Source organism: Nocardiopsis sp. TNDT3 (genome assembly GCF_003427465.1).
Lineage (GTDB): Bacteria > Actinomycetota > Actinomycetes > Streptosporangiales > Streptosporangiaceae > Nocardiopsis > Nocardiopsis dassonvillei.
Genome location: NZ_QPFC01001016.1, coordinates 1 through 9,543, shown reverse-complemented (window position 1 = coordinate 9,543; position 9,543 = coordinate 1). Strand labels below are relative to the sequence as shown.

The window sequence follows — 9,543 nt, the reverse complement described above, 5'->3', positions numbered from 1 at the left end:
CTCCGGCGGTACCGCGTCAGCGCGGTGCCGCCGGAGCCCGCCGGGTTCAGGCCCCGAAGCGCACCAGCGACCGGCCGCCCCTGCCCCGGGCCATGCGCTCGAAGGCCTCGGGCACGCCTTCGAGCGGGATCTCGTCGGTGACCATCGCCGCCAGCTTCAGCTCCCCCGAACGCACCCGCTCGGCGATGAGCGGGACGTCGCGCTCCGGGTCGCTGGAGCCGTACACGCACCCGCGCAGCGTGCGCGCCTGGTGGAACAGCTCCAGCGCGTTGAAGGACACCTCGTCGTCCACCCTGCCCACGCCCACCACCGTGACCGTGCCGCCGCGCCGGGTCACGTCCCAGGCCGAGCGCACCGCCTTCGCCGACCCCACCACCTCGAAGGCGTGGTCGGCGCCGCGCCTGCCCGTCAGCGCGCGCACGGCCCTGACCAGGGTCTCGTCGGCGAGCAGGAACTCGGTGGCGCCCAGTGAACGGGCCAGCTCCTCCTTGGCGGGGGAGACGTCCACCGCGACCACCGGGTCGGCCCCGGCCAGACGCGCGGCCTGGAGCACCGACAGGCCCACCCCGCCCAGGCCCAGCACCACGGCCGACTGGCCCTCGCGCACGCCCGCGGAGTTGTGGACCGCGCCCCAGCCGGTGAGCACCGCGCAGCCCAGCACGGCGGCCACCGCCGGGTCGATCCCATCGGGCAGCGGCACGACGGCGGAGGCGGGCACCACGGTGGCCTCGGCGAACGCGCCGCAGCCCAGGCCGGGGTAGACGGGCGTGCCGTCGGCGAGCTCCGCGTAGGGCAGTACGGTGCGGTCCAGCGCGTGCTCGCACAGGTGAGGTTCGCCCTGGCGGCAGAACCAGCACTCGCGGCACGAGGGGGCCCAGTTCAGGATCACCTGCTGGCCGGGGACCACCTCCGTGACGCCCTCGCCGACGGCGTCGACGGTTCCGGCACCCTCGTGGCCCAGCACCGCGGGCCACTTCTGCGCCAGGGTGCCGTTGGACAGGGACAGGTCGGAGTGGCACACCCCGGCCGCTGCCAGGCGCACCCGCACCTGGCCGGGGCCGGGGTCGGGCAGGACCAGGTCGCGGATCCGGGGAGGGGCGCCGCGCTCGGAGAAGACGGCGGCCCTGACGGTCGTACTCATGGGAGGCTCCAATCACGGACTGCCGCGACAGTAGCAATACCGACCGGTCGGTCAAGGACCCGGGGCGTGCGGACCCGTGTTCCCGCCGATGGTCGCGGTCCTTCCCGCCTTGGGGGTCCTTTGCCGTTATCGACCGACATTTTGCCTGGTAACGGTAATGATGGGGGCAGAGGAGGGGGTCATGGTCAATCCGGTCTGGGTGGGAACCCTCATGTTCGGCAGGGTGCCCGTCGGCGTGCGCCTCTACAGCGCGCGCGAACGCAGGGGGCCCGTGCTGCACCAGTTCGAGCGGGGCACGGCCGACCGCATCCGCTACGTCCGCGTCAACGAGCGCACGGGTGAGGAGGTCGCCGGCGAGGACGTCGTGCGCGGGGCCCGCACGGGGGTCGAGGACGAGTACGTGGTCCTGGAACCGGAGGAGCTGGAGGAGATCCTCCCGCACGGCTCGCGCACCATGGAGCTGACCGGCTTCCTGTCCCAGGGCGCCGTCGACGCGCTGTGGTACGCCTCCACCTACTACGTCGCGCCCAGGGCCGCGGCCGACGCCAAGGCCTACCAGCTGCTGTACACGGCCCTGGAGCAGACCCGCCGCACGGGCGTGGCCACCATCGTCCTGCGCGACCGCGAGTACCCCGTCCTGATCGAACCGAACCGAGGTGTACTGTCGGCCTCCACCCTGTGGTGGCCCGACGAGGTCCGCGAACCCGACGACGTGATGCCGCCCGTGGCCCACGCCGCACTGGCCAAGAGCGAACTCGAACTGGCCCGCGAGCTGGTCAGGTCCCTGTCGATCGAGTGGGACCCCGAGGACTACTCCGACAGCTACGGCCAGCGCCTGACCGAACTGGTGCGCGCCAAGGCCCGGGGCAGGACGTTCACCCACCGGCCCGAGCAGGCCGTGCCCCCCGAGGACGCGGACGGTCTCGGCGAGGCCCTGCGCCAGAGCCTGCCCGCCCAGCGCACCCGGGGCGCGCGGTCGCGCGGCCCGCGCGCGTCCACCGGGGCGGAGGGGGCCGGGAGGGCCCGCGAGCCCCGGGGGACCGGAGCGCGCGGTGCCCGGGTCGAGCGGCGCGGCGAGGGCAGGGCCACCAAGCGCGAACTGCTCCAGCGGGCCTCGGAGCTGGACGTGCCGGGCCGGTCGAAGATGAGCCGGGAGCAGCTGGAGGAGGCCGTGGGGCTGAACGGCGCCGAAGCCCGCCGCTGAGGACCGCGCCGGACGGGCCCCTCGCCGCCGAGAGGGGCCCGGCTCCAGGACGGAGCGTCCCGGACGCCCCGGGGCGGAGCCTCACCACCAGTGCGCGTCCCACGCACGTCCCGGCCCAGCACGGCGGCGGCCCTTCGCGGAGGGGGTTTACCGGGGTTGACGGATACCGCGCGCGGACGGACAGTGTTGGGAGCGCTCCCAAAAAAGGCGGCGACCCCGCCGGAGCGCCCTGTGCCCCGCCGTCGGCCGAACCCGTCGGTCGGGCGTCCGCCCGCCGCCGGCCGGGCCGCCACCGCGACCGGAACGCCGCACGCTGAGCCCGCGCCCACCGGCGTCGGCCCCGCGAGGCGACCGGTATGCAGGCGGGCGGCGCAGTGTCCCCCACCCCCCGCAGCCGGGAAGGCCCCGCACGTGAACCACACCCGCACCAACCCCGTCAGTAGGGCGGTCGGCGCGCTCGCCGCCGCCGTCGTCCTGCCCATGCTGGCCGCACTCCTGTTCGCCGCGCCCCCGGCCTCGGCCGCCGCCCTGACCGAGGTCGAGGACTTCGGCCCCAACCCCAGCGGTCTGCGCATGTACCTGTACGTGCCGGACGGCGTCACCGACGATCCCCCCGTCCTGGTCGCCCAGCACTGGTGCACCGGAACCGGGCCCATCTTCCACGCCAACACCGAGTTCGCCTCGCTGGCCGACCGGTACGGGTTCATCGTCATCTACCCCTCCGTCACGCGCGGCAGCCAGTGCTTCGACGTGTCCTCGCCCGAGGCGCTGACCCGGGGCGGCGGCAGTGACCCGGTCGGCATCCGCTCGATGGTCGCCCACGTCGTCGACGCCCACGACGCCGACGCCGAGCGCGTGTTCGTCACCGGGGTCTCCTCCGGCGCCATGATGACCAACGTCATGCTGGCGAACTATCCCGACGTGTTCGCGGCGGGAGCCGCCTTCAGCGGTGTGCCCTTCGGCTGCTTCGCCACCACCGACGGCTCCGGCTGGAACAACGCCTGCTCCAGCGGCACCATCGACCGCACCCCGCAGGAGTGGGGCGACCTGGTCCGCGACTCCTACCCCGGCTACACCGGACCGCGTCCGCGCATGCAGCTGTGGCACGGGACCGAGGACGACGTCCTGCGCTACGCCAACTTCACCGAGGAGATCGAACAGTGGACCGACGTCCACGGCCTCGGTCAGACCCCGGCAGCCACCGACCAGCCCCAGCCCGGCTGGACCCGCACCCGCTACGGCGCCACCGGCGACCGGGCCCCGGTGGAGGCCGTCAGCATGCAGGGCGTCGGCCACAACCTCATGGCCAACGGCATGGCGGCCCGCGCCATCACCTTCTTCGGCCTCGACCAGGACACCGGCCCCGGCCCGGGCCCCGAGCCCGGTGACGGGGACTGCACCGTCGCCGTCACCACCAACGCCTGGAACACCGGCCTGACCGCCTCGCTGACCATCACCAACACCGGCACCGAGCCCGTCGACGGCTGGTCCCTGGACTTCACCCTGCCCGCGGGCCAGACCATCACCTCGGGCTGGAACGCCTCCTACGGTCCGCGCCAGGGCGCGGTCACCGCCGCCAACGCCTCCTACAACGCCGTCATCGCCCCCGGCGCCAGTGTGGGCATCGGCTACCAGGCAACGCACACCGGCGACTCCGGTGAGCCGACCGGCTTCGCCCTCAACGGCGCGGCCTGCTCCCCGGCCTGATCCGGCGCGGCGCGGTCCTCCCGGAAGGGCCGCGCCGCGTTGCACTCGCGCCGCAGAGGGGTATGTCCCCTTTCGTCCGTGCGGACCCGAGGCGCAGTGAACCCACGCGCCACCGGGGCCGCCCAGTGTCCCGCACGGTGTACGGGAGGTCCCATGGCTCGACCGGTCGGTCCGGCAGCGGTTCCGCGGCACTACCTCATGTGCCGCCCCACCTACTTCGCGGTCGAGTACGCGATCAACCCCTGGATGGACCCGGCGGCGGGCGTGGACCGCGCACGCGCCATCCGGCAGTGGGAGGGGTTGCGCGACCTCTACCTCTCCCTGGGGCACCGCGTCAGCGAGATCGCCCCCGTCGACGGCCTGCCCGACATGGTCTTCGCAGCCAACGGGGCCCTGGTCGTGGACGGCAGGGTCTACGGGGCGCGCTTCGCCAGCGCCGAGCGCACCCCGGAGGGCCCGGCCTACCTCGACTGGTTCCGCCAGGCGGGCTACACCGAGACCCGCGAGCCCAAGCACGTCAACGAGGGCGAGGGCGACTTCCTCACCCTGGACGAGGTGGTCCTGGCCGCCACGGGGTTTCGGACCGAGGCCGCCGCGCACCAGGAGGCCGAGCGCTTCCTGGGCCGCCCCGTCGTCACCCTCCAGCTGACCGACCCGCGCTTCTACCACCTGGACACCGCGCTGTTCACCCTCTCCGGGGACCAGATCGCCTACTACCCCGGTGCCTTCTCGGCCGGAAGCCGGCGGGTGCTGCGCTCGCTCTTCCCGGACGCGCTCCTGGCCACCGAGGAGGACGCCGCCGTGCTCGGCCTCAACGCCGTGTGCGACGGCCGCAACGTCGTCATCGCCGCCGAGGCCACCGCCCTGGCCGACCGCCTGCGAGCCCTGGGCTACGCCGTCCACCCCGTGGAGCTGGATGAACTACGCCGGGCCGGGGGCGGCGCCAAGTGCTGCACCCTGGTGTTGCGCGACGCCCCCGTGTGAGGGAGGCCCGCAGCAGGGGCGCCCGGACCCGCCGATGCGTGGACCCGCCGCCGTTCGGCCCGTCGCGGGGCCGGGCCGGTGTGGGAAATACCACCGCGAAACGGGCTCATCAGGCTAACGCCACAGGTCACGCACGCGGGCCCGCCGCGGACCGCGCCCGGGCGCGCGTACGGGGGACCACCGCCCCTGGCCGGGCGGCCCCGCCGCAATAAAGTCTGAGTACTTGACTTCCTCCCTCTCCTCGAAGGAGAGGGGGATTCCGACCGAGTCTAAAAGCCTGGTGCCGCTCGCGCAGCGACCCTCACGGGTCCGGTTTCCTGCTTCGCAGCCGACAGCGGAAGGGAGGCCCCTTGCCGACTCACACCAGCTCCACAGGCATCACCCGAGACTGCTTCTCGGGCTGCGACTCGACCAGCCGCAAGAACGTTCTTGGCCGCGTTGAGGTCCCGATCATGTCGGGTGCGACAGGAAGGGCACGTCCACGACCGGGTGCCCAGCGAAAGCCGATCCAGCAGGTACCCGCACTTCGAGCAGGTCTTCGAGGAGGGATACCACCGGTCGACCACCACGAGGGTTCGACCGTAGCGTTCGGCCTTGTACTCCAGTTGGCGGCGGAACTCACCCAGAGCGGCATCGAGCACCGACCGGTTCAGGCCACGCTTTTGCGCGACGTTCCTTCCCGGCTGGACGACGGTGCCGCGTGCGGAGGAGGTCATGCCCCGCACGTTCAGGTCCTCGATCGCGATCAGGTCGTGTTCGCGCACCAGGCGGGTGGTGGTCTTGTGCAGGAAATCCTGTCTGGCGTGGCGGACCTTGCGGTACGCGGCCGCGACCCTGCGCTTGGCCTTGCGGCGGTTGTTCGAGCCTTTCACCTTGCGTGCCATGCGTCGTTGGTAACGCTTGAGGTTGCGGGCTTTGCGCTCCAGGTGGCGGGGGTTGGCGATCTTCTCGCCCGTGGACAGGGTCGCGAAGTCCTTCACTCCCAGGTCCACACCCACCTCAGAACCGGTGTCCGGTACGGGGTCGGGGTCGTCGGTGTCCACGGAGAAGGTCGCATACCAGCGCCCGTCCGCCTCACGCGAGATGACCACCGTGGTCGGGTCCAGGGCGGCCAGGTCTGTCTCGGGCCAGGACCAGGCCACCTTCAGCGGCCTCTGGTGTTTGGCCAGGAACAGCGCACCGTCGCGGAGGCGAAACGCGCTGCGGGTGTAGTGCGCCGACTGCCGACCGGACCGGTTCTTGAACCGGGGGTAGCGGGCGCGTTGGGCGAAGAAGTTCGCGAACGCGCTGTGTTGGTGGCGCAGGGTCTGCTGCAAGGGAACCGAGGACACCTCGGACAAGAACGCCAGCTCAGGGGTCTTCTTCCACCCGGTCAGCGCCTGGTCGGTCTGCTTGTAGGAGGTCTTCTCTCCGTGCTGGTGGTAGGCGGTGTGGCGGTCGGCGAGGGTCTTGTTCCAGACCAGGCGCACGCATCCGAACGTGCGACCCAGTTGGGCCGCTTGTGCGGGGTCCGGGTAGGCCCGGCACTTGTACGCCGTCCGCATACGGCAAAAATTACACCAAGGGAGATCATGGGTAAGGCAGAACGGAAATGTGGTGGTCGTGTGCCCTGGATTCCTCCCAGCCCTGGAGGACGGGGCAGCTTCCGGGAGACACGGTGAAGAGCACACAGCGCAGACTCCCGCGTCAGCTCAGGGAAGAGCAGATGATCGACGCCGCCGTCACCGCGTTCTCGCGCGGCGGCTACCACACCGTGAGCGTCGAGGAGATCGCCGAGGCGGCCGGGACCTCCAAGCCCACCGTGTACCAGTACCTGGGTTCCAAGGAACGGATCTTCACCGCCTGCGTGCGCCGTGAGACCGATCGGCTCATCGAGGCCGTGCGCGCCGCGGCGCACGATCCGCACGCCCCGGCGGGGGAGGACCCCCTGCACCGGGGCATGCGCGCCTTCTTCGTCTTCGTCACCGGCAACCGCGCGAGCTGGACCGTGCTGTACCGGCACGCGGACCTGCGGGGCGAGCCCTTCGCCGGGGAGGCCGTGCGGCTCAGGGACCGCGTGACGGCCGAGGTGGCCGACCTCGTCACCGCGTGCACGCGCGAGGGCTACGGCGACCTCGACCCCAAGGACGCCCAGCTGTTGGCGCGCATCGCGGTCAGCACCGCCGACGCCTTCGCCGACTGGTTCCTGGAGCACCCCGAGGAGAGCCCCGAGACCATGGCCCGGCACGTCACCGACCTGACCTGGGCCCACCTGCGCGCCCGCCGCGAGGGCGCCGAGGTCTGACCCCGGCGCCCCGGGCGGGGCGGGGCGGCGCCACCGGCCGGGCGCCCGCCTCCGCCGCGGCGCGCGGACTCAGCCCCCGTGGTTCAGCGCCAGGACGCTGACCAGGTCGTAGGCCACGTGCGAGGCGGCGGTCGCGGTGATCTGCGCGTGGTCGTAGGCCGGGGCGACCTCCACCACGTCGGCGCCCACCAGGTTGCAGGAGGCCAGCCCGCGCAGGATCTCCAGCAGTTCGCGGCTGGTCAGGCCGCCCGCCTCCGGGGTGCCGGTGCCGGGCGCGTGCGCCGGATCGAGCACGTCGATGTCCACCGACACGTACAGCGGGCGGTTCCCGATGCGCTGGCGCAGCGCGTCGGCGACCTCGTCCACGCCCCTGCGCATGACGTCGGCGGAGGTGACGATGCCGAAGCCGAAGCGGCGGTCCTCCTCCAGGTCCTTCTTGCCGTAGAGCGGACCGCGGGTGCCCACGTGGCACAGGGCCTCGGTGTCCAGGATGCCCTCCTCCACGGCGCGGCGGAACGGGGTGCCGTGGGTGTAGGGCTCGCCGAAGTAGGTGTCCCAGGTGTCCAGGTGGGCGTCGAAGTGCAGCAGGGCGATCGGCCCGTGCCGGCGGTACAGCGAGCGCAGCAGGGGCAGCGCGATGGTGTGGTCGCCGCCCAGGGTGACCAGGCGGGTGCCCGCCCGTACGAACTCGGAGGCGCCCTGGTCCAGGGTCTCCACCGCGTCGCCGATCGAGAAGGGGTTGACCGCGATGTCGCCGCCGTCGACCACCTGCGCGGAGGCGAACGGGGACACGTCCAGGCCCGGGTTGTAGGGGCGCAGCAGGCGGCTGGCCTCGCGGATGGCCGAGGGGCCGAAGCGCGCGCCGGGGCGGTAGGACACGCCGGTGTCGAAGGGGACGCCGACCACGGCGATGTCGGCGTGCCCGACCTGGTCGATGCGGGGCAGCCGGGCGAAGGTGGCCGGTCCGGCGAAGCGCGGTACGAGGCTGGAGTCGGTGGGGCCGATCGGTGCGTTCACGGGTGTCCTTCTCGTCGTCGGTGCGGTGTTCGGTACGGTCCGCGGGCGCGTACGGGCCCGCGTCGGTCGCGCCGTCCGCGTTCGGCCCCCCATGCGGCCGGGGGCCCGGGGCCGTCCCGCCGCGCGGCGGCTGTCCGGGCACTCCGGGCGCGGGAGGAGGGGCGTGGGGGGAACGAAGGCGACCATGTCGTGGCGGATCACACGAACCCTGGTCAGGTTAGGCAGCCGACGCGGTCTCCTCCAGTGGACGAATCATCCACAAAGGTGCGTTGTACTGGATGAGGTATCCAGAACACGTGGTCAGCGCTCCCGAACACGGGCACCCGGAGGCATCTGTCCTCTCCGGTCCGCCGGGCGGGGACGCGGGCCGGTTCGCGAAGGGGGTCAGGGGTGTCGGGACAGAGCGGGGCGCAGGGCCACACGGTCCCGTTGAGCACCGTCGTGGGCCGCCGCGACCTGGGGCTGACCACCCTCGTGGCCGCCGGGGACCCGGGGATCGGCTGGGCGGTGGCCAGCGAGCTGGCCGACCCGGCCGCCTACCTGCGCGGCGGTGAACTGCTGCTCACCGCGGGCGTCAACCTGCCCGCCGCCCCCGCCGGGCTGCGCGGCTACGTGGACTCCCTGGTCGGCGCGGGGGTCAGCGCCCTCGGTTTCGGTGTGACCCCGGTGCACGACACCGTCCCCGCCGGGCTGGTCGAGCAGTGCCGCGCACGGGGGCTGCCCCTGGTGGAGGTGCCCCGCCCCACACCCTTCGCCGCCGTCAGCCAGGCCGTGGGCGCCGAACTCCAGGAGCTGCACCTGCGCGACCTGCGCCGCCTGGGCGAGGCGCACCAGGCCCTGGCCCTGGCCGTCACCGCCGACGCCCCGGTGGACCGGGTCCTGCGGGTCCTGGCCGACGCCCTGGACGGCTGGGCGGTCCTGGCCCGCCCGTCGCCCGCCGTGCCGGGCGGCGCCCACCGCACGCCGGGCGCCCCGGCGGAGCTGGACCCCGAACTGCGCGGGCTCGCGGACCGGCTCACCCGGCCGCGCGGCCCGCGCGGCGCCAAGGCCCGTGTGCGGGGGGACGAGGTCTTCCTGCACACCGTCGGCACCCCGCCGCAGGAGCACGGAGTGGTCCTGGTCGGCCGCCCCGAGCCGCTGGACGTCACCGACCGGGCCGTCCTGCGCACCGCCACCGCCCTGCTGGACCTGCTCGCCCGCGCCTCC

General features: G+C 73.2%; 8 protein-coding genes. 5 read left to right on the top strand and 3 right to left on the bottom strand.

The window, feature by feature from the left end:
* Positions 1-46 precede the first annotated feature (46 nt).
* Positions 47-1,141, bottom strand: coding sequence for an alcohol dehydrogenase catalytic domain-containing protein (locus DQW06_RS23115; RefSeq protein ID WP_013153276.1), 1,095 nt, complete (start codon positions 1,139-1,141; stop codon positions 47-49).
* Between the two features lie 181 nt (positions 1,142-1,322).
* On the opposite strand from DQW06_RS23115, the gene DQW06_RS23110 reads away from it, so the two are divergent.
* The 3 genes from DQW06_RS23110 to ddaH all read left to right on the top strand — a co-directional run bounded on the left by DQW06_RS23110 (position 1,323) and on the right by ddaH (position 5,036).
* A complete protein-coding gene (locus DQW06_RS23110; RefSeq protein WP_013153275.1) occupies positions 1,323-2,345 on the top strand; it encodes a Ku protein in 1,023 nt (340 codons plus the stop codon).
* A gap of 411 nt (positions 2,346-2,756) precedes the next feature.
* Entirely contained in the window at positions 2,757-4,052 is a 1,296-nt protein-coding gene (locus DQW06_RS23105; protein ID WP_117199298.1) for a PHB depolymerase family esterase, read from the top strand.
* 153 nt (positions 4,053-4,205) lie between these two features.
* Complete coding sequence (ddaH, locus tag DQW06_RS23100; RefSeq protein WP_013153273.1) at positions 4,206-5,036, top strand: dimethylargininase; 831 nt, start codon at positions 4,206-4,208, stop codon at positions 5,034-5,036.
* Positions 5,037-5,305: 269 nt separating this feature from the next.
* Here ddaH and DQW06_RS23095 read toward each other — a convergent pair whose 3' ends face one another.
* Positions 5,306-6,580, bottom strand: coding sequence for an RNA-guided endonuclease TnpB family protein (locus DQW06_RS23095; protein ID WP_013153272.1), 1,275 nt, complete (start codon positions 6,578-6,580; stop codon positions 5,306-5,308).
* Positions 6,581-6,693: 113 nt separating this feature from the next.
* Here DQW06_RS23095 and DQW06_RS23090 point away from each other — a divergent pair, with 113 nt between their 5' ends.
* Positions 6,694-7,320, top strand: a complete 627-nt coding sequence (locus DQW06_RS23090) for a TetR/AcrR family transcriptional regulator (RefSeq protein ID WP_013153271.1) — start codon at positions 6,694-6,696, stop codon at positions 7,318-7,320.
* Between the two features lie 69 nt (positions 7,321-7,389).
* Here DQW06_RS23090 and speB read toward each other — a convergent pair whose 3' ends face one another.
* Positions 7,390-8,337: an agmatinase gene (gene speB, locus DQW06_RS23085; protein ID WP_013153270.1), complete on the bottom strand. Its 948-nt coding sequence runs from the start codon at positions 8,335-8,337 to the stop codon at positions 7,390-7,392.
* A gap of 390 nt (positions 8,338-8,727) precedes the next feature.
* Here speB and DQW06_RS23080 point away from each other — a divergent pair.
* Positions 8,728-9,543 (top strand): PucR family transcriptional regulator ligand-binding domain-containing protein (locus DQW06_RS23080; RefSeq protein WP_198662525.1); only part of this gene is annotated, 816 nt, incomplete at its 3' end.